This window comes from Mycolicibacter senuensis (assembly GCF_003284925.1).
Lineage (GTDB): Bacteria > Actinomycetota > Actinomycetes > Mycobacteriales > Mycobacteriaceae > Mycobacterium > Mycobacterium algericum_A.
In genome coordinates this window covers 1-20,969 of record NZ_QMEX01000039.1, presented here as the reverse complement: position 1 = coordinate 20,969, position 20,969 = coordinate 1, and the positions used below count along the sequence as shown (strand labels likewise).

Genomic DNA, 20,969 nt, shown 5'->3' with positions numbered 1-20,969 from the left:
TATGCTGTCAACCAGTAATGATGAGCAGCTTGCTGTGGAGGACCGGATCCTCGACGCCGCCGCGAGTTGTCTGCTGGCGCTGGGTGTGGAGCGGGTGACCTTGGCGGCCATCGCGCGCCGCGCCGGGGTGAGCCGTCCCACGGTGTACCGGCGGTGGCGCGACAGCCGCTCGGTGATCGCCGCGCTGCTGACCGCCCGGGTCACCGACGCCTGGACCGAGGTGACCGTGCCGGGCGCCGGACGTGAGGCGCTGGTCGAGCGGATCGTGGCGGTGGCCGCACGGCTGCGGCGAGACGAGGTGGTGATGCAGGTGCTGCATCACGCACCGGAACTGGCGATGGTCTACATCACCGAGCGGATGGGGGCCAGCCAGCAGCGGCTGATCGACCTGGTGGCAGCAGAACTCGGTACCGCCCAGGTCGGCGGCGGCGTACGGCCGGGGGATCCGCGCGGGCTCGCCGCGATGTGTCTGCTGATCACCCAGTCGGCGATCCAGTCGGCGCAGCTGGTCGCGCCGATCCTCGATGAGGCCGCCCTGGCCGCCGAACTGAGCTACGCCCTCAACCGGTACCTGTCGTGATGCTCGAGACCGCCGCCCTCAACGCCGCTCGCCGCACCCGGGAGCTGACGGCGCTGGCCGACGGCACCGGCGTCGACGTCGTGGTGATCGGTGGCGGTATCACCGGTGCCGGCATCGCACTGGACGCCGCTACCCGCGGCTTGCGGGTGGTGCTGGCCGAGAAGCACGATCTGGCGTTCGGCACCAGCCGGTGGAGCTCCAAACTGGTGCACGGCGGGCTGCGGTACCTGGCGACCGGCAACGTGGGCATCGCGCGGCGAAGCGCGATCGAACGCGGAATCCTGATGACCCGCACCGCTCCCCACCTGGCGCGGGCGATGCCGCAACTGGTGCCGCTGCTGCCTTCGATGCGTCGCCGCAACCGGGCCCTGGTGCGCGCCGGGTTCCTCGCCGGCGACGCGCTGCGCCGGCTGGCCGGCACTCCGGCGGCGGTTCTGCCACGCTCGCAACGGATCTCACCCGACCAGGTGATCGACCTGGCGCCCACTGTTCGACGCGACGGCCTGGACGGCGGGCTGCTGGCCTATGACGGCCAGTTGATCGACGACGCCCGGTTGGTGACCGCGGTCGCTCGCACCGCCGCCCAGCACGGCGCGAGCATCCTCACCTACGTGGCGGCGTCGCGGGCCGCCGGCGATTCGGTGCGGCTGACCGACCAGCTCTCCGGTGAGTCGTTCGACCTGCGGGCCCGCGCGGTCATCAACGCGACCGGGGTGTGGGCAGCCGACATCGACCCCGCGCTGCGGCTGCGCCCCAGCCGGGGCACCCACCTGGTGTTCGACGCGGCGGCGTTCGGAAACCCGACCGCGGCGTTGACCGTACCGATACCGGGCGAGCTGAACCGGTTCGTGTTCGCCATGCCCGAACAGCTGGGCCGGGTCTATCTGGGACTCACCGACGAGGAGGCGACCGGCCCGATTCCCGATGTGCCGCAACCGACCTCGGCGGAGGTGTTGTTCCTGCTGGAGACCGTCAACACGGCGCTGGGAACCGCGCTCGGTGCCACCGACGTCATCGGTTGCTATGCGGGTCTGCGGCCGCTGATCGACACCGGGGCGGGTCGCACGGCCGACGTGTCACGCGACCACGCCATCGTCGAATCGGAGTCCGGCGTGCTCAGCGTCATCGGCGGCAAGCTGACCGAATACCGGCACATGGCACAAGATGTGCTGGACCGGGCGGTACGGCTGCGGGCGCTGTCCGCCGCGCCCTGTCGCACCCGCGACCTGCCACTGGTGGGCGCGCCGGACAACCCGGGGTCACAGGCCCCGCTGTCGGTCGAACTCCCCGAATCGCTGGTGCTGCGGTATGGCGCGGAGGCCGCCAACGTGCTGGCCGCTGCCACCTGCCGGCGGCCCGCGGACCCGGTGGCCGACGGTATCGACGTGACCCGTGCGGAGTTCGAGTACGCGGTCAGCCACGAAGGGGCGCTGACCGTCGAGGACATCGTGGATCGCCGGACCCGGATCGGGCTGGTGGCCGCGGACCGGGAGCGGGTCGTCGGCGTGGCGCGGGAGTTCCTTCCTGATCGAAGCGGAGCTCAGAGATAGCGTCGGACCCGTTTGCAGTAGTCGGCGTATTCCCGGCCGTAGTGCTGGCGCAGGAAGGCTTCTTCCCGCAGCACCTGCCGGTTGAACAGCCACACCGCGGCGACCAGGTACAGCAACGGAATCCAGTCCGGGAACACCAGGAATTCGCCGGTTAGCACCAGGGCGAACCCGACGTAGATGGGGTTGCGGCTGATGGCGAACACCCCCGACGTCACCAGCTCGTCCGGGTGGTCGACGTCGATGCCGACCCGGAAGCTGGTGCCGAACGCGAGCAGGCTCAGTGCCACGAACACCAGGCCGCCGAAGCACAGCACGACCCCGGCCCACGCGGCCGGTTCGGAGCTGAAGAACCTCGCTCCCGCGGCCAGCGGCCAGCCGAACGCACCGGCAAGAATGCAATAGAAGTAGATCAGCGCGACCGGCGGAATCAAGAAGTCTTTCTTGTCGATGTTGCCGAAGTGCAGTCCGCGTGTCCCACTGCGTCGCAACATGATCAGGCGGGCGACGACCAGCACCGGGCAGAGCGTGAGTGCCAGGGCAGCCAGGTATCCGGGCACCTGATTCCCCTTCCTCGTACCCGGCTCAGCCAGGGAATTCATCGCTTGATGAATTGTCGGTTGGCGGTGCGCCGGCTGTCAAGAGCGCCGGTGCAAAATCAGATCCCGCACCGCCGACTTGGTGTGCGGCTGCCACAACGCCTGTAGCGGGACCAGCAGCGGTTCGTCGAGATCCAGCACCGTGACGGAGCCGTCGACGGCCGGTCCCGCCGGTGCGGTGACGAAGGCGGCGGCGTTCTCTGTCAATGCCGCCACTTCGGGTGGGCAGCCCTGCACCCGGCTGACCCGGTACTGCGGTTCGAATCCGGCACGCCGGCAGGCGTTGACCAGAAAGTCGCTGTAATAGGAGGCACCGGGCGGCGCCCACAAGGCGATCGGCTCCGTCGCCAGGTCCGAGATGGTGATTCGGGCGCGGGTGGCCAGCGGGTGCTCGCTGCGCACCGCGACTCGAACCGGGTCGTAGCGGACCACCGCACCGGCGAGCCGTTCCTGGGGCACGACGGCGCGACGCAGCCCCAGCTGCACGTCGCCGTCGCGCACGCCGGCGGTCAGCCGGTCGGGGAACAGCTGCATGACCGTGAACGACGTGTCGGTCGCTGCTGCGATCGCTGGCTCGATCAACGCATACACGTCGTGGTTGCTGATCGCCGGGGAGTGGCCGACGACGAAGCGGTCCGGTTGCCGGCTGGCCGCGGCTCGGGTGTGGCTGGCGAGGGTGGCCGCCGCGGCCAGCAGGGCGCCGCCCTCATCGAGCAAGGTCTTGCCGGCCGCCGTCAGGGCGATGCGGCGACCGGAGCGCGCCAGCAACGTCGCGCCGATCTCCTTCTCCAGCTGTTGCACCGAATGCGACAACGCCTGCTGGGACAGGTGCAAGCGCTTGGCTGCGCTGGTGAAGCCGCCGGCCTCGGCGACGGCGATGAAGTGGCTCAGGCGGCGCAGATCTGGCGACATCGCCACAGCTAATCACAAATATCACTTGTGGAGAGACTGTAAATCACTGTTTTTCATTTGTTCTATGGCGGGCTAATTTCGTGATCGAGACATGGAGGGGAAACCGATGAGCAACGTGACCGGCAGATCCGCGGTGGTGGCCGCTGGGGCCAAGAACCTGGGCGGATTGATCAGTACGACGTTGGGGCGCAGTGGCGTCAACGTCGCGGTGCACTACAACAGTGATGGCTCCGAAGTCGACGCCGACAAGACCGTCGCCGCGGTGCGAGACGCCGGCGCCGAGGCGATCAAGGTGCAAGGCGATCTGACCATTCCGGCCAATGTCACCGCACTGTTCGACGCCGCGGTGGATGCTTTCGGCGGTGTGGACTTCGCGGTCAACACCGTCGGCAAGGTGTTGCGCAAGCCCATGCTGGAAACCACTGAGGCCGAATACGATTCGATGTTCGACATCAACGCGAAGGCCGCCTACTTCTTCCTGCAGCAGGCCGGTGAGCGTCTCAACGACAACGGCTCGGTGGTGACGATCGTGACCGCGCTACTGGGTGCGTTCACCGACGGCTACTCCACCTACGCGGGATCCAAGAGTCCGGTGGAGCACTTCACCCGTGCGGCCGCCAAGGAGTTTGGGAACCGGGGCATCAACGTCAACAGCGTGGCGCCCGGTCCGATGGACACTCCGTTCTTCTACCCGCAGGAAACCCCGGAGCGGGTGGAGTTCCACAAGTCGCAGGGGATGGGCAACCGGCTGACACAGATCGAGGACATCGCGCCGCTGGTGGTGTTCCTGCTGGACGGCGGGCACTGGATCACCGGGCAGACGATCTTCGCCAACGGCGGCTACACCACGCGCTGAGCCCGCTGCGCAGGCCACCGGCTACAGCGGGATGTTCTTGTGGCGGCCCCGTCGCGCCGGGGCCTCGGCCAGCGCCTGGGTGACCTTGCTGCGGGTGTGCGACGGGTCGATCTTCTCGTCGACGACGCCGATGTCGATCGCGCTGTCCACCCCGCCGGCGATCCGCTCATGCTCCAAGGCGAGTTCCTCGTGCAGGGCCTCGCGCTCGTCATCGGGGGCGGCGGCCAGCTTCTTTTTGTGCAGGATGCCCACCGCGGCCTTGGCGCCCATCACCGCGACCTCGGCGTCCGGCCAGGCGAACACCTTGGTGGCACCCAGCGACCGGGAGTTCATCGCGATGTAGGCCCCGCCGTAGGTCTTGCGGGTGACCAGCGTGACCCGCGGAACGGTGGCCTCACCGAATGCGTGCAGCAGCTTGGCGCCGCGGCGCACCACGCCGCCCCACTCCTGGCCGACGCCGGGCAGGTAGCCCGGCACGTCGACGATCACGATCAGCGGAATCCCGAACGCGTCGCACAGCCGCACGAAACGCGCCGACTTCTCGGCGCTTTCGGAGTTCAGGCAGCCACCGAGCCGCAGCGGGTTGTTGGCCAGCACCCCCACGGTGCGACCGGACAGCCGGCCCAGCCCGACCACCATCGACGGCGCCCACTTGGCCTGGAACTCTTCGAAGGACGGCGTGCCATCGGCTTCCGAGTCGAGCAGCCCGTTCACCAGCGGGTGCACGTCGTAGGCGCGACGCGCCGACTCCGGCAGCAGCGCGTGCAGGTCAGTGTCCTCGGCCTCGGCCTTGCTGCGGTCGAAATGGCCCTGCTGGCAGAACAATCCGACCAGCCGGCGGCCGCGCGCGTAGGCGTCGAGCTCGTCGTCGGCGACGATGTGGCACACCCCCGACTTCTTGTGGTGGGTGTCGGGGCCGCCGAGCGCGGCCATGTCGACGTCCTCACCGGTGACGCTGCGCACCACGTCGGGGCCGGTGACAAAAACCCGTCCCTCGGGTGCCATCACGATGACGTCGGTCAGCGCCGGACCATAGGCGGCACCGCCGGCGGCGAAGCCGACCACCACCGAGATCTGCGGGACGTAACCCGAGGCCCGGATCATCGCCTCGAAGACCCGCCCCACCGCGTGCAGGGCGCGCACGCCCTCGGCCAGCCGGGCGCCGCCGGAGTGCCACAGGCCCACGATCGGGCTCTGCTCGGCGATCGCGGTGTCGTAGGCGTTGACGATGTGGTCGCACCCCTCGATGCCCATCGCACCGCCCATCACGGTGCCATCGGTGCAGAACGCGATGGTGCGCACCCCGTTGACCTCACCGCCGGCGGCCAGCACCCCGGAGCGGTCCCGCTCATGCAGCAGTTCCACCGTGCCGTCGTCGAAGAACGTCGACAGCCGCAACAGCGGGTCGCGCGGATCGAGTGATTCGCCCACCGTCTCGGGAGCCATGGTCGTCATCGCGCGTCTCCTTGTCGTTGTACTGCTTGTGCCGCTGCGATCAGTACCGGCCGAAGACGAGCGCCACGTTGTGCCCGCCGAATCCGAACGAGTTGTTGATCGCGTACTGGTAGTTACCGGGCCGGGGTTCGCCGAAGACCACGTCCAGGTCGATCTCCGGGTCGAGATTCTTCAGGTTGAGCGTCGGCGGAATGATCTGGTCGCGCAGGGCCAGCACGGTCAGGATGGACTCGGCTGCGCCGGCCGCCCCGACGGAGTGCCCCAGCGCGGACTTGGGCGCGTACACCGCCGCGTTGCCGCCACCCTTGCCCAGGGCATTGTCGATCGCGTGGCTCTCGGCGACGTCACCGACGGTGGTCGCGGTGGCGTGCGCGTTGACGTGGTCGATGTCGCCCGCGGTGAGCCCGGCCAACTGGATCGCCCGGGTCATCGCGTAGCCGGCCTGTTCCCCGTTGGGATCCGGGGCCACGATGTGGTAGCCGTCGGAAGTGACCGCTCCGCCCATGATGCGGGCGATGATGTTCGCTCCGCGCGCCTTGGCGTGCTCCTCGGTCTCGATCACCATCAAGGCGGCGGCCTCACCGAAGACGAACCCGTCGCGGTCCCGGTCGAACGGACGGCACGCACCGGCCGGGTCGTCGTTGTTGGTCGACATCACGATGCGCATCTGGGCGAAGCCGGCGATCGGCACCGCCTCGATGCGCTGCTCCACGCCGCCGCAGATCGCGATGTCGGCCTCACCGAGCACGATCTGCTGCCAGGCGCGGGCGATGCCCTCGGCACCGGATGCACACGCCGAGATCGAGGTCAGCACGCCGGCCTTGGCTTTGAGGTCCAAGCCGATGGCCGCGCCCGCGGCGTTGGGCATGTACTTCTGCACGGTCAGTGGGGAGACCGCCTTGAGCCCGCGCTCGCGCATGTCGTCGTAGGCGAAGACCAACTCCTCGGTGGAGCCAAGCCCAGTGCCCACCGACACCATCAGACGCCGGGTGTCGACCTCGGGGGAGCCGGCGTCCTCCCACGCCCGCCGGCCCAGCACCAGCGCCACCTTCTGCAGGTAGGACAACCGACGAGACTCGACCTTGGTCAAGGTGGTCTCGAATGACTCCGGTGTCTCGACCATGTGCCCGCCGATGCGGACCGGCAGGTCGTACTTGGTGACGAAGTCGTCTTCGAGGGTGCGGATACCGCTCTGGCCGTCGAGCAGCTTCTTCCATGTGGTGTCGGCGTCGGCGGCCAGAGCGGTCGTCAGCGCAAACCCGGTGACGACAACGTTGGGAAAACCGTTCCCTGTGGTCAGCGTTGACATGCTGTTGCGAACTTCCCTCTCGTGATCCTGGTGTCAGTACCGCCCGAAGGCGAGCGCGACGTTGTGCCCACCGAAACCGAATGAGTTGTTGATGGCGTACTTGTAGTCGCCGTAGCGGGGCTCGCCGGCGACGATGTCGAGGTCGATCTCGGGGTCCGGGGTCTCGTAGTTCAGCGTCGGCGGGATGACTCCGTCGCGCAACGAGAGCACCGTCAGCACCGATTCCAGCGCGCCGACCGCTCCGATGGAGTGGCCGAGCGCCGACTTGGGTGCGTACACCGCGGCGTGCTCGCAGCCGGCTTCCCGAATCGCGTTCGCCTCGGCGGTGTCCCCGATCGGGGTGGCCGTTCCGTGCGCGTTGATGTGGTCGACGTCCTTGGCGGACAGGCCCGCCAACTCCAGCGACCGCGTCATCGCCCGGCCGGCCCGCTTGCCGTCGGGGCCGGGCGCCACCATGTGGTAGGCGTCGGAGGTGATGCCGGCGCCCATCAGCCGGGCCAGCGGCTTGGCGCCGCGAGCCTTGGCGTGCTCCTCGGTCTCGATGATCATCATCGCGCCGGCCTCACCGAACACGAAGCCGTCCCGGTCCTTGTCGAACGGCCGTGAGGCGCCCTCGGGGTCATCGTTGCGGGTCGACATCGCGCGCATCATCGAGAACGTCGCGATCGGCAACGCCTCGATGCCGCCTTCGACCCCGCCGCACACGGCGAAGTCCGCGTCGCCCATGACAATCTGACGCCACGCGTGCGCGATCGCCTCCGAACCCGACGAACAGGCCGACACCGGGGTGATGACCCCGGCGCGGGCGCCGAGCTGCAGCCCGACCACCGCGGCGGCGCCGTTGGGCATGATCATCTGAACGGCCAGCGGCGACACCTTGCGGGGGCCGCCCTCATTCATCAGGTCATAGGTCTCGACGATCTTCTCGCCGCCGCCCAGGCCGGTGCCGATCACCACGGTGAACCGGTCCGGGTCCACCTCCGGGGTGCCGGCGTTCTCCCAGAGTCGGCCGCTGAGCAGCTTGGCCATCCGCTGGACGTACGACATGCGCCGCAGGTCCAACCGGCCCATGTGGTCGTCGACCGGGTCTTTGAGATGCCCGCCGATCCTGACCGGCAGGTCCCACTTGGTGACGAACTCGTCTTCGAGGACGTGGATTCCGCTTTCGCCGGCCAACAGGCCTTTCCACGTGCTCTCGATGTCCGCACCGATCGATGTGGTGGCCTCAACGGCGGTTACCACCACACTGGGGTAACCGCCGTTGGCCGTAGAAGGCTTGGAAGACACGGTCAGTTGCTCTCTGAACCGAACTTCTCGCGCAGTGCGGCGGCGGCCTCGGGGTTCTCGGCCTCCAGCTTCTGGATGTAGCCGACCACGTCGCCGACGGTGCGCAGACCGGCGAGGTCTTCGTCGGGGATCTTCACGCCGTACTTGTCCTCGGTCTGGACGGCGATCTCCACCATCGACAGCGAGTCGATGTCCAGGTCGTCGACGAACGACTTCTCGACGGTCACCTCAGACGGCTCGATACCGGTCACCTCTTCGATGATCTCGGCGAGACCGGCGATGATTTCTTCCTGACTGGCAGGCACAGTGTGTTCCCTTCGGTTGGTTCCGCACGGGGTGTGCGGCTTGATAACTGGGTGTATCTGGTTGTGCAGTTTGGAATCGGGCGTTAGAACTCGGGGAGCCCGTCCAGATCCGCGGGGGACTTGACGGCGTGCGTCGGGGTCCCCCGAAGTTCACGTTTGGCGATCCCGGCGAGCGTTCCCGCGGGCGGGAACTCCACGATCGCCGTGACCGCCCGGGCGCGGAGCGTCTCGGTGCACAGGTCCCAGCGCACCGGCCGGGTCAGCTGCGCGACCAGCTGGTCCATCGCCGCGGCCGCCGTGGTCACCGGTTGCCCGTCGCGGTTGGACAACAGGGTGGCGGTGGGCTCGTTCGTGCTGACCCCAGCCGCCGCCGCGGCGTAGGCCTCCAGCGCCGGGGCCATGTACTGGGTGTGGAAGGCCCCCGCGGTGGCCAGCTTACGCACCCGGGCCTTGGCGGGCGGGTCCTCGGCGAGCTTGTCCAGTGCGGTCAACGGGCCGGCGGCCACGATCTGCCCAGCGGCGTTGCGGTTGGCCGGGGTCAGGTCGAGCTGCTCGAGACGGGTCAGCACCTCGGCTTCGTCGCCGCCGAGCACGGCCGCCATGCCGGTCGGCTCGAGCGCGCAGGCCTTGGCCATCTCGCGGCCGCGGGTGGCGGCCAGCATGACGGCGTCATCGGGGGAGATGACGCCGGCGATGGCGTACGCGGCGATCTCGCCGACGGAGTGACCGGCAACCACGACGTCACCGCTGGTCAGCGCGCCGTTGTTGCGCTTGGCCAGTTCGCCGTGGGCCAGCAGGGTCGCCGCCACCACCAGCGGTTGGGTGACCGCCGTGTCGGTGATCTCCTCGGCGGTCGCGGTGGTGCCCAGCGCGACCAGGTCCAGACCGCTGATCTCCGACCAGCTGGCCAACTGTGCCCGGACGTCACCGGAATCGGCCAGCTCCAGCCACGGCGACAGCATGCCGGGGGTCTGCGATCCCTGTCCGGGAGCGAGCAACGCAATCACGTCTTTAAGAGAACATTGTGAAGCGGGTTTTGCAGGATGTCCTAGATTATGAACATTGTCTTATGTTTTTGTGGAGGTCCTACAAAACGGTCATCTGATGCGACTTGTTCGATACCGTCCTGCGACAACTGCCGCGTCGACAGCGCCGGACCGCGCCGGCTCTCACCCGACGTAATTCTCGTCGAGTCCGGAGCCGGGCGTCGGGGGCGGGGGCATGTTCGTGGTGGCATAGGTCACCTGTGCGCTGCTGAAGCTGGCGTGCTGCGCCTGATTGGCCAGCCGACCCACCGTGGCGGCGACCCGCAGCACGTAGGCGTCGCGCGGCTGGGTGGGATCGCGCCCGGTGAAGTCGGCGATCCGCTTGAGTCGGTAGCGGACCGTATTTGGATGAACGAACAACTTCCGGGAGCAGGCCTCGATCGCCCCACCGCAGTCCAGATAGGCGTCCAGCGTCTCGGTCAGTGACGGCCCCGCCTCGGCCAGCGGGCGCATCACGTCGGTGTGCAGGGCTGCGATCGCCGACGCGTCCCCGATCAGGGCGCGCTCGGGCAGCAGTTCGCGGGCCAGCACCGGCCGCGGTGCCCCGGTCCAGCCGATCACGGCGTTCATGCCCGAGATCGCCTCGCTGGCGCTGTGGTAGGCCGCGGTCAGGCTGGGGGCGGTCGGGCCGATCACCACCGGCCCGTCGGAGAACGCGGCGAGCAGATCTGGGAGGAATTTCTGGGTCGGCGACAGCGGGCCGGACACGATCGCCACCAGCCACGTGCCGTGCACGTCGGTCAGGGCGGCGCGGCCGTGCCGCTCAGCGACATCGCGAACGTCCTGGCTGGCCTTTTGACCGGACATGGGGGCACCTCCCGCTTGCGGGGGAGCGTCGGGGCCGGGTGGCGCGGTGCCCACCACGACCGTGGCCGGGGCGTTGGTGTCCCAGTTCAGCGCCGCTGCGCGGCTCAGTAACTCCGGCCCGGTGTCACCGCGCACCACGGCGTCGACCACGCTGGCCTCCATCCGGGAATCCCAGGTGCCCCGGGCCTCGGCGGCGTCGGCGTAGGCGGACGCGGCGGTGAAGGCGAGGTCCCGGCTGTACTTGAGGATGCCCACTGTCAGCGCGGTCACCTGCTCCTCGGAGCGGGCCAGCATCGGCACGACCTCTTCGAAGAACTCCATCGTCACCCGCACCATGTCCACGGTGTGGCGCAGCGCGATGTGCCGGGCCAGGTCTTGGGGCACCAACTCGAACGCCTGCGCCGTGTGGCCGACATTGCCGTGCGGGTCATGCATCCACTCGGCGAAGTTGACCACCGCGGCCTGCACCACCAGGGCGACGCTGGCGCGCTGGGACGCCTCCAGATCGGCGAAGAACGGCAACCGGTCGCCCATCGCCGAGACCGCTTCGGTGGCCAGTCGGCCTGAGTAGTGCTTCAGCCTGCGCAGCAGGGTGTCCGGGACAGCGCTCAGCAGATCAAGCGTGGACCTCGGCAGAACCGGCCCCGCATTGTTGTCGGCCATCCCTAAAAGCTACGCCAATTTTCTGGCGGGACCCGACAACTAGGCCACTCCCGAGTCCGACGTCTGCTCCGGGGCGGCCATCACATCGTCGATCTGATAGCGGTCGGCGGCGGTCACCGGGATCGACGCGTCGATGGCCCCGTCGCGGGCCAGGGCGGCCAGAACCGCCACGGCCACCGACTCCGCGTCGGTGTTGAAGTAGCGCCGCGCGGCGGTCCGGGTGTCGGAGAAGCCGAAGCCGTCGGTGCCCAGCGTGACGAAGGTGCCCGGCACCCAGGGCCGGATCTGCTCGGGTACCGCGCGCATCCAGTCCGACACCGCGACGACCGGGCCGGCGGCGTCGGCGAGCGCTCGCGTCACGTACGGCTCGCCGGCCGGGCGCTCGGGGTGACGCAGTCGCTCGCGCTCGAGCGCCACGCCGTCGCGGTTGAGCTCACCCCAGCTGGTCACCGACCACACGTCGGCGGCCACATCCCAGTCGGCGGCCAGCAGCTCGGCGGCGCGCAGCGCCTCGGGCACCGACACCCCCGAGGCGAGGATCTGGGCGGCATGGGACTTCGGCTCCGCGGCCTTCTGGTAGCGGTAGATCCCGCGCAGCAGGCCGGCGACGTCTTCAGCGTCGAAGCCGTCGGGCTCGGCCGGCTGAACATAGGGCTCGTTATAGAGCGTGACGTAGAAGTACACGTTCTCCGGGTTCTCCCCGAACATGCGCTGCAGACCGCTTTCGATGATGTGGGCGACCTCGAAGGCGAACGCGGGATCGTAGGAGACCACCGCCGGGTTGGTGGCCGCCAGCAGCAGCGAGTGCCCGTCGGCGTGCTGCAGGCCCTCACCGGTCAGCGTGGTGCGTCCGGCGGTGGCGCCGAGGATGAAACCGCGCGCCATCTGATCGGCGGCGGCCCACAGGCTGTCGCCGGTGCGCTGGAAGCCGAACATCGAGTAGAAGATGTAGATCGGGATCATCGGCTCGTCGTGGGTGGCATACGACGTCCCGACCGCGGTGAACGACGCCGTCGAGCCGGCCTCGTTGATGCCCTCGTGCAGGATCTGCCCGATTTCGCTTTCCTTGTAGGCCAGCATCAACTCGGCGTCGACCGAGGTGTAGAGCTGCCCGTAGCGGTTGTAGATCTTCAACGACGGGAACCAGGAGTCCATCCCGAAGGTGCGGGCCTCGTCGGGGATGATAGGAACGAGCCGATCCCCAATTTCTTTGTCGCGCAACAACTCTTTGAACACCCGCACGGTCGCCATGGTGGTGGCGACCTCTTGGGTGCCCGACCCTTTCTTGACCTCCGCGTACGCCTCGGGGCCCGGCAGGGTCAGCGCGCGGGCCCGGGTGCGGCGCTGCGGGATGAAACCGCCCAGGGCACGGCGGCGGTCGAGCAGGTAGCGGATCTCCGGTGCGTCCTCGCCGGGGTGGTAGTACGGCGGCAGGTACGGGTTCTCCTCGATCTCGGCGTCGGAGATGGGAATTCGCATCTCGTCGCGGAAGTCTTTGAGGTCTTGCGGGCGGAACTTCTTCATCTGGTGGGTGGCGTTGCGGCCGGCGAAGTAGCTGCCGAGGCTGTAACCCTTGATGGTCTTGGCCAGGATCACCGTCGGCTGACCCTTGTGCTCGACGGCCGCGCGGTAGGCGGCGTAGATCTTGCGGTAGTCATGCCCGCCGCGCTTGAGGTGCCAGATGTCCTGATCGGACAGGTTCTCGACCAGCGCCTTGGTGCGTGGGTCGCGGCCGAAGAAGTGCTGCCGCACATAGCCGCCGTCGTTGGCCTTGTAGGTCTGGTAGTCGCCGTCGGGGGTGACGTTCATCAGGTTGACCAGGGCGCCGTCCCGGTCGGCGTGCAGCAGCGCGTCCCACTCGCGGCCCCACACCACCTTGATCACGTTCCAGCCCGCGCCGCGGAAGAATGACTCCAGCTCCTGGATGATCTTGCCGTTGCCGCGCACCGGGCCGTCGAGGCGCTGCAGGTTGCAGTTGATCACGAAGGTCAGGTTGTCCAGGCCCTCCAGCGCGCCGACGTGCAGCAGCCCGCGGCTTTCCGGCTCGTCCATCTCGCCGTCGCCCAGAAAGCACCACACGTGCTGGTCGGAGGTGTCCTTGATGCCCCGGTCGCGCAGGTAGTGGTTGAATCGCGCCTGGTAGATGGCGTTCATCGGGCCCAGTCCCATCGACACCGTGGGGAACTCCCAGAAGTCCGGCATCAGCCGCGGGTGCGGGTAGGACGGCAGGCCGCCGCCGGGATGACTGTGCTCCTGCCGGAAGCCGTCGAGCTGATGGGTGCTCAGCCGACCCTCCAGGAATGCGCGCGCGTAGATGCCGGGGGAGGCGTGGCCCTGGATGAAGATCTGGTCCCCGCCGCCGGGGTGGTCCTTGCCGCGGAAGAAGTGGTTGAACCCGACCTCGTAGAGCGAGGCCGACGATGCGTAGGTCGAGATGTGACCACCGACGCCGACCCCGGGCCGCTGCGCACGATGCACCATGACCGCGGCGTTCCAGCGGATCCACCGGCGAAAGCGGCGTTCGGTGTCCTCGTCGCCGGGAAACCACGGCTCCAGTTCGGTCGGGATGGTGTTGACGTAGTCGGTCGAGGTGAGTGCCGGGATCGCCACCCGCTGCTCGCCGGCGCGTTCGAGCAGGCGCAGCATCAGGTAGCGGGCGCGTGCCGGACCGGAGTGGGTCACCAGGCTGTCGAAGGATTCCAGCCACTCGGAGGTCTCTTCGGGGTCGATGTCGGGCAGGTAGGACGCCACTCCCTCGCGGATCACTCGGACCCGATCGGCTTCGGTTGTGCCGCTTGCTGTTTTGCTCAGATCCTGATGCACGGCCTCGGTAGTCAACGCGTTACTCCTTGGTTTGGAGGTGAAGGCATGTCTGTCGGCTTGTGGCCGGCACGACACGGGGACCGATCGCTTCGTCAGTCCGTACCTTTTCTATCCTGCCCCACCGCAGTCGGCTCCGGCGGTGGGTGACTTGGCTGCGGGTGGGCTGATCTCGGCCTGCTCGTGACTACGCGGTAACGTCTGAGGTTGTGTTGACCGGATGGCGGACCGTCCCGTGTGGGCGGGCGCGGCGACATGCCCGGGTGGGTGCCCTGGTGGCCGGTGGAACCGCGGCTGTGGCGATGGGCGTCGTCGGCTGCACCAGCATCATCGGCGGGAGCCCGCAGGCGGACAGCTCGGCGGCACCGGCGTACCGCTCCTCGGTGTCGGCGTCGGTGTCGGCTTCGGAGGCGACGTCGAGCATCCGCGAGACTCAGCGTCAGCAATCCATGACGACCCAGGCGGTGCGCGGCGCGTGCGGCAGATTCGCCGCGAGCAGCAGTGACGCGGTCGACACCGTGAACAAGTATGTCGAGGCGTTCAACAGTGGTGGGGACATCCCCGGTACCGCCGGGCCGGCGGTCGAGGCGCTCAACCACAGCGCCGACGAAGTGGCCGGCGCCATCAACGAGAAGCTCTCGGCCGAACTCACCGACGCGTTCAACACCTACGTCGAAGCTGCGCGTGGCGTGGCGAATGCGATTTCCAGTAAGGCGCCGGTTTCGGTGTACAACGCCCGCAAGGATGAGCTCAATCGGGCCCGGGACAAGGGGATGCAGCTGTGTCGCGCCTTCTGATCCCATCGATCCCTTACCGTGCGGCCTGCTGTGCAACGATGATGCTCTACAAACGGTGCGGTGACGGTCTAGGGAGGTTACACGGTGGTCGCGGCGGATAACGCCCCGAACTTCGCCCGCAAATTGGGCATCCAGAGCAATCAGGTGGTCCAGGAGTTCGGCTGGGATGACGACGCCGACGACGATATCCGTGCCGACGTCGAAGAGGCTTGCGGTAGTGAGTTGCTCGACGAGGACACCGATGAGGTGATCGACGTCGTGCTGCTGTGGTGGCGCGACGGCGACGGTGATCTGGTGGACACCTTGATGGACGCGATCACCGGTCTGGCCGATGACGGTGTGATCTGGGTGCTGACGCCCAAGACCGGGAAGTCCGGCCATGTGCGGCCCGCCGAGATCGCCGAGTCGGCGCCGACCGCCGGCCTCATGCCGACCTCGTCGGTCAACCTCGGCGACTGGAGTGCCAGCCGGTTGGTTCAGCCCAAATCCAGGATGGGAAAGCGCTGATGTTGGAAGTCGGAACCGAAGCCCCCGATTTCACCCTCAAAGACCAGGATCAGCAGCAGGTCACCCTCAGTGACTTCCGCGGTGACAAGAATGTGCTGCTGGTGTTCTTCCCGCTGGCCTTCACCGGTATCTGCCAGGGCGAGCTGGACCAGTTGCGTGATCACCTGCCCACCTACGTCAACGACGACAGTGTGGCGCTGGCCATCTCGGTGGGCCCACCGCCCACCCACAAGATCTGGGCGGCCCAGAGCGGGTTCCTGTTCCCGGTGCTGTCGGACTTCTGGCCGCACGGCGCGGTCAGCCAGTCGTTCGGGGTGTTCAACTCCGACACCGGGTTCTCCAACCGCGGCACGTTCGTCGTCGACAAGTCCGGCGTCATCCGGTTCGCCGAGATGAAGGCTCCCGGCGAGGCGCGCGACCAGCAGTTGTGGATCGACGCGCTGGCGGCGCTGAAGGGGTAGTACTTCTGCCGCGAGCGTGCGCGTCCCCGGTCGACACGCCGAGTGAAATCCCGGGAACGCGCACGCTCGTCGCAGGTGCCACGGTTTTGGGTGCCAGCAACATGGCGGGTAACCTGCCCGGGGCAGGGGCGCGTAGCTCAGTGGTAGAGCTCTGGTTTTACACACCAGCGGTCGGCGGTTCGATACCGTCCGCGCCCACCAGTATCAATACAGGTCAGCAGTGCTGACCGGGCATCGGGGGTTTGATGCCGCCCTTGCCGGTCAATGCAACCGGCCATGACGAGCTATCCGACACCGGACGAAGACCCCACCCCGCCACCGGCCCCGGTGACACCCGGCGCGGCGCCGACCGGCAAATGGGGCGTACCGCCGTCGACCAGTCCGCAGCTGACGCCGGCGGGACGCTCCCCGGCCGGCGGTCGAGCCATCCTGTGGGCCGGATTGGTGGTGCTGGCCGCGATCATCGCGCTGTTGATCGTGCTGGCGGCCTAGCCGAAACGGCGCAACCCCGGCCGCCGTCCGGATCAGGCCACAGCTTCGGCCAGCCGACGCCATTGGGCCCGCGGGAAGGCGCGCGGGTCGGCGTCGAGCAGCTGCACGCAGACGTGGTCGGCGCCGGCGGCCCGATGTTCGGCGATCCGGCCGGTCACGGCTTCGACGGGTCCCCAGGCGATGATCGCGTCGAACAGCCGGTCGCTGACCGCGGCGATGTCGTCCTCGGTGAAGCCCGAACGCAGCAGGTTGTTGGCGTAGTTGGGCAGCGCGAGGTACGAACTGAGCCACTTGGTGCCGATCTCGCGTGCCTGTTCGCGGCTTGAGCACAAGATCGCGGTCTGCTCGGGCAGCAGCAGGGGGCCGTCGCCCAGCTGCTCGCGGGCGAACCGGGTGTGCTCGGGGGTGACCAGATAAGGGTGGGCACCGCGACTGCGGGTGGCGGCCAGCCCGAGCATCTTCGGGCCCAGCGCGGCGAGCACCCGGGAACCCACCGGAACGGGGGGGTCGGCGGCGTCGAGGCCGTCCAGGAAGGCGGCCATCGCCTGCAGCGGCCGGCGGTAGCGGCCGGGATCCCCGGCGTCGATCAGCGGCGCATGGCTGACACCGATCCCGAGGAGGAAGCGGTCACCGTGGGTGGCCGTCAGCGACGCATAGGACGCCGCGACGTCGGCCGGGGTGTGCATCCACAGGTTCAGGATGCCGGTGGCGATGACGGCCCGCCGGGTGGCCGACAGCAGGTTGCCCACCGAGTCGAACACCGGACCGCCGACGTCGGGTATCCACAGTGCGCTGAAGCCCAGTTCCTCCAGTTCGGCGGCCGCCTCGGCGGCCTCGCCCTGATCGCCGTAACGCAGCGGCGCACTCCAGATCCCCACACCCGAGATGTCGACCATCAACCCAGGATGGCACAGCGCCGGCGACGCTAGACCACGCGCATGCCGGTACGGGCTCGAAAACGCATGTCCCACAGGTACGCGTGGTAACCCAGCACCCAGGCCCGCTGCGGGATCAGCCGGTCGGCGAGCCGCAGGGCGGACAGCAGCCACTCGAACCGGCGCTGCTGCGAGGCCGACCAGTCCAGTGTCATCAGCTGGCGGAACTCGGCGGGCAGGAATCCGGTCGTGGCGAACAGGTTGAGCGGGCCGGCCAGCCGCAGCGGCCAGGGCAAAAACACCATCGACGCCACTCCGTAAAGATGCTCGCGCACCGGCGGGTCGATGCGCAGCTCATCCAGCGAGCGTTTCCAATACTCGTCGAACGCCGCCCGGTCGGCCGGCCACATCTCGTTGCTCACCTGCAGGGTGGTGCCGAGTTTTTTGGCGTCGGCGTAGATCGCATCGGCTGCCGCGTCGTCGAGCGGGCCGTGCAGGAACTCATGCTGATCGACGAAGTACCGGTAGAGGCAGGCCGCTACCCACAGTTGGAGCCTGGGGTCGAACGCGTTGTAGCGCACCGGGCTTTCGGGAGTGGAACGTACCTGCCGGTGCGCGCTGTCCACCCAGTCGCGATACAGCTCACGGTCGTCGTCGGTGCCGATGGTGGCCACCGCCAGGTAGGTGCCGGTGGTCCGGGCCCGCTTGAACGGGTGCTTGTACACGTTGCCGCTGTCCACCCGGCTTTCCTGCACCCCGTAGCCGACCCCGGGCAGCGACAACTGCATGATCACGTTGGCCGCCGGAAGTAACATCGCCGCGGGATTCAGCAGGTCGACGACCCGGGTGGGCGGCTTCATCGGGGCTGCTCCATGGCTGGAGTATGCCCGAATGCGGGCTCCGGTATGCCGCACTCGGGCCGATGACGTGCCGGCAGTGGTCAGCGGCGCCGGCCGTACCGGTCGGCGAGCTTCTGTTCGACGGTCATCGGTGCTGCGGGCTCGTCCGGGTCGGCGTCGGCGGTGGCCGAGCTCTCCGCTCGCCGCGCGCGGATCTCGGCAAACGCGACATAGCCCAGGCCGATCGGGGCGAGGATCCCGAACGCGATCCACTGGATGCCGTAGGACAAGAACGGGCCGGCGTCGCGGCGGGGCAGCGCGATCAACCCGAGCCCGCCAGGTTGGTCGTCGACCAGCTGCAAATAGGACCCGGTCAGCGGAACCTCGGTCAGCGCCGCGACCTGTTCGGTGTTGATCGAGTACACCTGGCGGAAGCCGTTCTCGCGGAACGGATTCTTGCCGGGAATCACCGCCTGTGAATCCCGCAGCCGTGCCGTGATGGTGACTTGCCCGTCCGGCGGCGGCGGAATCTCCGGCATCCGCGAGCCGCCGTCGTCGGTACGCACATAGCCGCGGTTGACCAGCACCGTCGGCCCGCCGGCGACCGCGAACGGTGTCAGCACCTCGAAGGCCGGCACGCCGTCGATCAGCCGCAACCGCACCAGCACCTGCGCGTCGGGAAGATAGCGGCCGGTGGCGGTCACCGGGCGCCACTGCTCATCGGGCGCCGACGAATCCTGGTGCGGCAGCACCGTTGTCAGCGGCACCGGTTCCGCCGTCAGCGCCCGTTCCAGTTGGCTGTTGAGGCGTGTGGTGGTGGTGTTCTTGCCCAGCTGCCACGGCGCCAGCACGGTGAAGCACAGGTAGGCGAAGGCCAGTACCACCACCGCCAGGGCCAGCCAGCTCGGGCGCAGCAGGAAGGCCAGCCGCCGCATCAGCTGCCCTCGCGGGACGCCAGCCGTCCGTCGACCCAGTCGTGCAGGCCCGGCAACGCGGCCGCGATGACGGTGTAGGCCGTCACGAAGTCGTCATGTCCGCCGTAATACGGGTCGTCGACGTCGGGCACGGCCGCACCCGAACGCGGATCGAACGACCGCAACATCCGGATCCGGTCGGCCGGGATCCCCAGCCCCTGTAGCAGCCCCACGTGGTTGCGTCCCAGCGCCACCACCAGATCGGCGCCCATATGCAGCGGACCGACCTGGGCCGCGGAATGCTCCACCGGATAGCCGTTGTCGCGCAGCACCCGGTTGGTGCGTTCGTCGGCGCCCTTGCCGACATGCCAGTCGGCGGTTCCGGCGCTGCTCACCTGCACCAGCTCGCCCAGGCCGCGTTGCGCGAGCTGGTGGGCGAACATCTTCTCGGCCATCGGAGACCGGCAGATGTTGCCGGTGCAGACGAAGGTGACATGCAGCGCCGGGTCAGACACCGAGCACCTCCCGCAGTTCGGCGACGGTCTGCACGCGAGCAACGGGACCGCCGGGGAAATCTGAGCCGGCGTCGGCGGCGTCCTGGTAATCGGCTTGGCCGTAGCCCCAGCCGACCAGCACGGTGTCGATACCGTGGGCGGCCGCGCCGTCGACGTCGTGGCGCCGGTCGCCCACCATCAGCACCCGGGCCGGCAGCGGCGCCAGCTGCCGCAGCGCGTGGGCCAGCACGTCGGACTTCGCCGCCCGGCTGCCGTCGAGACTGGCGCCGGCGACGACCTCGAAGTGGCCGTCGAGCCCGAAGTGGGCCAAAATTCTGCGCGCGGTCGGTTCGACCTTGGAGGTGGCCACGGCCAACCGCACCCCGGCGGCTCGCAGGTCGCCCAGCAGTGCGGCGACACCGTCGAACATGGTGTTCATCAGCCAGCCACGGCTGGTGTAGTCCGCGCGGTAGGCGGCGATCGCCGCGTCGGTCTGCTCGCCGAGGCCCATCGCGGCCAGCGTGTGGTGCATCGGCGGCCCGACGAGCCGCTGGGCGAGATCCCCGCCGGGAACCGGCGCGCCGATGTGGTCCAGCGCGTGGCGGAAGCTGGCCACGATCCCGGCTGCGGAGTCGGTCAAAGTGCCGTCCAGGTCGAAGATCACCAGTTCGGCGCCGACAGTGGTAGTGCGCGTCACGGCCCCATTGTCCCCGATGTGGGCGGCGGCCTCGCCGAGTGGCGCACTACTGTCTTGGAGTGTGACTGCGCGGCTGGCTGATGTCATCGACGTGCTCGACGCCGCCTACCCCCCGGAACTGGCCCAGTCGTGGGATTCCGTCGGGCTGGTCTGCGGTGACCCGGACGACGTGGTGGGCTCGGTGACGATCGCGGTCGACGCGACGGCCGCGGTGGTCGACGAGGTGCCCGACGGCGGCCTGCTGCTGGCCCATCACCCGCTGCTGCTGCGCGGGGTGGACACCGTGGCGGCGAGCACGCCCAAGGGCTCGCTGGTGCACCGGCTGATCCGTTCCGGTCGCGCGCTGTTCACCGCGCACACCAATGCCGACTCGGCCTCACCGGGGGTGTCGGATGCGCTGGCCGACGCACTGGGCCTGACCGTGGAGGGCGTGCTGGAACCGGCCACGCGGGCCCCCGACACCGACAAGTGGGTGATCTACACCCCGATCGAGCACGCCGAGGCGGTGCGGGCCGCGGTGTTCGCGGCCGGGGCCGGGCACATCGGCGGCTACACCCAGTGCAGTTGGGGGGTGACCGGTACCGGACAGTTCCTGCCCGGCGACGGCGCGGACCCGACGATCGGGCGGGTGGGCGCGGTGGAGCGCGTCGCCGAGGACCGCATCGAGGTGGTGGCTCCGGCCCGCGCCCGCGGCCGAGTCCTGCGTC

22 protein-coding genes and 1 tRNA gene are annotated in these 20,969 nt (G+C 68.7%); 9 read left to right on the top strand and 14 right to left on the bottom strand.

Translation table 11 applies throughout. The features are described from left to right. Window position 1 precedes the first annotated feature (1 nt). Complete coding sequence (locus tag DQP56_RS11560) at window positions 2–580, top strand: TetR/AcrR family transcriptional regulator (RefSeq protein WP_112685529.1); 579 nt, start codon at window positions 2–4, stop codon at window positions 578–580. After that, window positions 580–2,130, top strand: coding sequence for a glycerol-3-phosphate dehydrogenase/oxidase (locus DQP56_RS11555; RefSeq protein WP_112685527.1), 1,551 nt, complete (start codon window positions 580–582; stop codon window positions 2,128–2,130). Before DQP56_RS11560 ends, DQP56_RS11555 begins: the two co-directional genes overlap by 1 nt. On the opposite strand, the gene DQP56_RS11550 is transcribed toward DQP56_RS11555, so the two are convergent. Beyond that, on the bottom strand, window positions 2,121–2,687 hold the full coding sequence (locus tag DQP56_RS11550; protein WP_112685525.1) for a methyltransferase family protein: 567 nt from the start codon (window positions 2,685–2,687) through the stop codon (window positions 2,121–2,123). The genes DQP56_RS11555 and DQP56_RS11550 overlap by 10 nt on opposite strands. A 78-nt stretch (window positions 2,688–2,765) precedes the next feature. Beyond that, window positions 2,766–3,638: a LysR family transcriptional regulator gene (locus DQP56_RS11545; RefSeq protein WP_165824990.1), complete on the bottom strand. Its 873-nt coding sequence runs from the start codon at window positions 3,636–3,638 to the stop codon at window positions 2,766–2,768. 106 nt (window positions 3,639–3,744) lie between these two features. Here DQP56_RS11545 and DQP56_RS11540 point away from each other — a divergent pair, with 106 nt between their 5' ends. Next, window positions 3,745–4,494, top strand: coding sequence for an SDR family oxidoreductase (locus DQP56_RS11540; protein ID WP_112685543.1), 750 nt, complete (start codon window positions 3,745–3,747; stop codon window positions 4,492–4,494). 21 nt (window positions 4,495–4,515) lie between these two features. On the opposite strand, the gene DQP56_RS11535 is transcribed toward DQP56_RS11540, so the two are convergent. The 7 genes from DQP56_RS11535 to aceE all read right to left on the bottom strand — a co-directional run bounded on the left by DQP56_RS11535 (window position 4,516) and on the right by aceE (window position 14,204). After that, window positions 4,516–5,949: an acyl-CoA carboxylase subunit beta gene (locus DQP56_RS11535; RefSeq protein ID WP_083036213.1), complete on the bottom strand. Its 1,434-nt coding sequence runs from the start codon at window positions 5,947–5,949 to the stop codon at window positions 4,516–4,518. 40 nt (window positions 5,950–5,989) lie between these two features. Further along, window positions 5,990–7,258 (bottom strand): 3-oxoacyl-ACP synthase KasB, encoded by a 1,269-nt coding sequence (gene kasB / locus DQP56_RS11530; RefSeq protein WP_112685521.1) that lies wholly within the window; start codon window positions 7,256–7,258, stop codon window positions 5,990–5,992. Between the two features lie 33 nt (window positions 7,259–7,291). After that, window positions 7,292–8,545 (bottom strand): 3-oxoacyl-ACP synthase KasA, encoded by a 1,254-nt coding sequence (kasA, locus tag DQP56_RS11525; RefSeq protein WP_112685519.1) that lies wholly within the window; start codon window positions 8,543–8,545, stop codon window positions 7,292–7,294. A 2-nt stretch (window positions 8,546–8,547) separates the two neighbouring features. Continuing rightward, window positions 8,548–8,850: a meromycolate extension acyl carrier protein AcpM gene (acpM, locus tag DQP56_RS11520; protein ID WP_013828587.1), complete on the bottom strand. Its 303-nt coding sequence runs from the start codon at window positions 8,848–8,850 to the stop codon at window positions 8,548–8,550. Window positions 8,851–8,933: 83 nt separating this feature from the next. Continuing rightward, window positions 8,934–9,857 (bottom strand): ACP S-malonyltransferase, encoded by a 924-nt coding sequence (locus DQP56_RS11515; RefSeq protein ID WP_112685517.1) that lies wholly within the window; start codon window positions 9,855–9,857, stop codon window positions 8,934–8,936. 162 nt (window positions 9,858–10,019) lie between these two features. Then, window positions 10,020–11,366, bottom strand: a complete 1,347-nt coding sequence (locus DQP56_RS11510; protein ID WP_112685515.1) for a PucR family transcriptional regulator — start codon at window positions 11,364–11,366, stop codon at window positions 10,020–10,022. A gap of 39 nt (window positions 11,367–11,405) precedes the next feature. Beyond that, window positions 11,406–14,204: a pyruvate dehydrogenase (acetyl-transferring), homodimeric type gene (gene aceE, locus DQP56_RS11505; protein WP_112685513.1), complete on the bottom strand. Its 2,799-nt coding sequence runs from the start codon at window positions 14,202–14,204 to the stop codon at window positions 11,406–11,408. Between the two features lie 191 nt (window positions 14,205–14,395). Between aceE and DQP56_RS11500 the strand changes: the two genes are divergently transcribed. The 5 genes from DQP56_RS11500 (at window position 14,396) to DQP56_RS11480 (ending at window position 16,443) form a co-directional block, all read left to right on the top strand. Continuing rightward, window positions 14,396–14,983: an Rv2240c family protein gene (locus DQP56_RS11500; RefSeq protein WP_435673852.1), complete on the top strand. Its 588-nt coding sequence runs from the start codon at window positions 14,396–14,398 to the stop codon at window positions 14,981–14,983. Between the two features lie 84 nt (window positions 14,984–15,067). Beyond that, window positions 15,068–15,490, top strand: coding sequence for a DUF3052 domain-containing protein (locus tag DQP56_RS11495; RefSeq protein ID WP_112685509.1), 423 nt, complete (start codon window positions 15,068–15,070; stop codon window positions 15,488–15,490). Then, window positions 15,490–15,951 carry a peroxiredoxin gene (locus DQP56_RS11490; RefSeq protein ID WP_112685507.1) on the top strand — a complete coding sequence of 154 codons (462 nt, stop codon included), beginning with the start codon at window positions 15,490–15,492 and terminating at the stop codon, window positions 15,949–15,951. Before DQP56_RS11495 ends, DQP56_RS11490 begins: the two co-directional genes overlap by 1 nt. Before the next feature lie 126 nt (window positions 15,952–16,077). Further along, a tRNA-Val gene (locus DQP56_RS11485) sits at window positions 16,078–16,152 on the top strand. A gap of 75 nt (window positions 16,153–16,227) precedes the next feature. After that, window positions 16,228–16,443, top strand: a complete 216-nt coding sequence (locus DQP56_RS11480) for a hypothetical protein (protein ID WP_133258924.1) — start codon at window positions 16,228–16,230, stop codon at window positions 16,441–16,443. Between the two features lie 32 nt (window positions 16,444–16,475). Here DQP56_RS11480 and DQP56_RS11475 read toward each other — a convergent pair whose 3' ends face one another. The 5 genes from DQP56_RS11475 to DQP56_RS11455 form a co-directional block, all read right to left on the bottom strand. After that, window positions 16,476–17,339, bottom strand: coding sequence for an LLM class F420-dependent oxidoreductase (locus DQP56_RS11475; RefSeq protein WP_112685503.1), 864 nt, complete (start codon window positions 17,337–17,339; stop codon window positions 16,476–16,478). Window positions 17,340–17,368: 29 nt separating this feature from the next. Continuing rightward, complete coding sequence (locus tag DQP56_RS11470) at window positions 17,369–18,178, bottom strand: oxygenase MpaB family protein (protein WP_112685501.1); 810 nt, start codon at window positions 18,176–18,178, stop codon at window positions 17,369–17,371. An 80-nt stretch (window positions 18,179–18,258) separates the two neighbouring features. Continuing rightward, window positions 18,259–19,092: an SURF1 family cytochrome oxidase biogenesis protein gene (locus tag DQP56_RS11465; protein ID WP_112685499.1), complete on the bottom strand. Its 834-nt coding sequence runs from the start codon at window positions 19,090–19,092 to the stop codon at window positions 18,259–18,261. Then, the gene (locus DQP56_RS11460) at window positions 19,092–19,586 is read right to left on the bottom strand and encodes a low molecular weight protein-tyrosine-phosphatase (protein WP_112685497.1); all 495 of its coding nucleotides are present in this window, start codon (window positions 19,584–19,586) and stop codon (window positions 19,092–19,094) included. The genes DQP56_RS11465 and DQP56_RS11460 overlap by 1 nt, the downstream gene beginning before the upstream one ends. Then, the gene (locus tag DQP56_RS11455) at window positions 19,579–20,262 is read right to left on the bottom strand and encodes an HAD hydrolase-like protein (RefSeq protein WP_112685495.1); all 684 of its coding nucleotides are present in this window, start codon (window positions 20,260–20,262) and stop codon (window positions 19,579–19,581) included. Before DQP56_RS11455 ends, DQP56_RS11460 begins: the two co-directional genes overlap by 8 nt. Window positions 20,263–20,323: 61 nt before the next feature. Between DQP56_RS11455 and DQP56_RS11450 the strand changes: the two genes are divergently transcribed. Further along, window positions 20,324–20,969, top strand: a 646-nt coding sequence (locus tag DQP56_RS11450) for a Nif3-like dinuclear metal center hexameric protein (protein WP_205868858.1), incomplete at its 3' end; no start/stop codon positions are given.

Excerpts from the sequence above, each read along its gene's own strand:
- DQP56_RS11560 (WP_112685529.1), top strand. The coding sequence starts at position 2 with ATGCTGTCAACCAGTAATGATGAGCAGCTTGCTGTGGAGGACCGGATC.
- DQP56_RS11555 (WP_112685527.1), top strand. The coding sequence starts at position 580 with ATGCTCGAGACCGCCGCCCTCAACGCCGCTCGCCGCACCCGGGAGCTG.
- DQP56_RS11545 (WP_165824990.1), bottom strand. The coding sequence starts at position 3,638 with ATGTCGCCAGATCTGCGCCGCCTGAGCCACTTCATCGCCGTCGCCGAG.
- DQP56_RS11540 (WP_112685543.1), top strand. The coding sequence starts at position 3,745 with ATGAGCAACGTGACCGGCAGATCCGCGGTGGTGGCCGCTGGGGCCAAG.
- DQP56_RS11535 (WP_083036213.1), bottom strand. The coding sequence starts at position 5,949 with ATGACGACCATGGCTCCCGAGACGGTGGGCGAATCACTCGATCCGCGC.
- kasB (WP_112685521.1), bottom strand. The coding sequence starts at position 7,258 with ATGTCAACGCTGACCACAGGGAACGGTTTTCCCAACGTTGTCGTCACC.
- DQP56_RS11510 (WP_112685515.1), bottom strand. The coding sequence starts at position 11,366 with ATGGCCGACAACAATGCGGGGCCGGTTCTGCCGAGGTCCACGCTTGAT.
- DQP56_RS11490 (WP_112685507.1), top strand. The coding sequence starts at position 15,490 with ATGTTGGAAGTCGGAACCGAAGCCCCCGATTTCACCCTCAAAGACCAG.
- DQP56_RS11480 (WP_133258924.1), top strand. The coding sequence starts at position 16,228 with ATGACGAGCTATCCGACACCGGACGAAGACCCCACCCCGCCACCGGCC.
- DQP56_RS11475 (WP_112685503.1), bottom strand. The coding sequence starts at position 17,339 with ATGGTCGACATCTCGGGTGTGGGGATCTGGAGTGCGCCGCTGCGTTAC.
- DQP56_RS11470 (WP_112685501.1), bottom strand. The coding sequence starts at position 18,178 with ATGAAGCCGCCCACCCGGGTCGTCGACCTGCTGAATCCCGCGGCGATG.
- DQP56_RS11465 (WP_112685499.1), bottom strand. The coding sequence starts at position 19,092 with ATGCGGCGGCTGGCCTTCCTGCTGCGCCCGAGCTGGCTGGCCCTGGCG.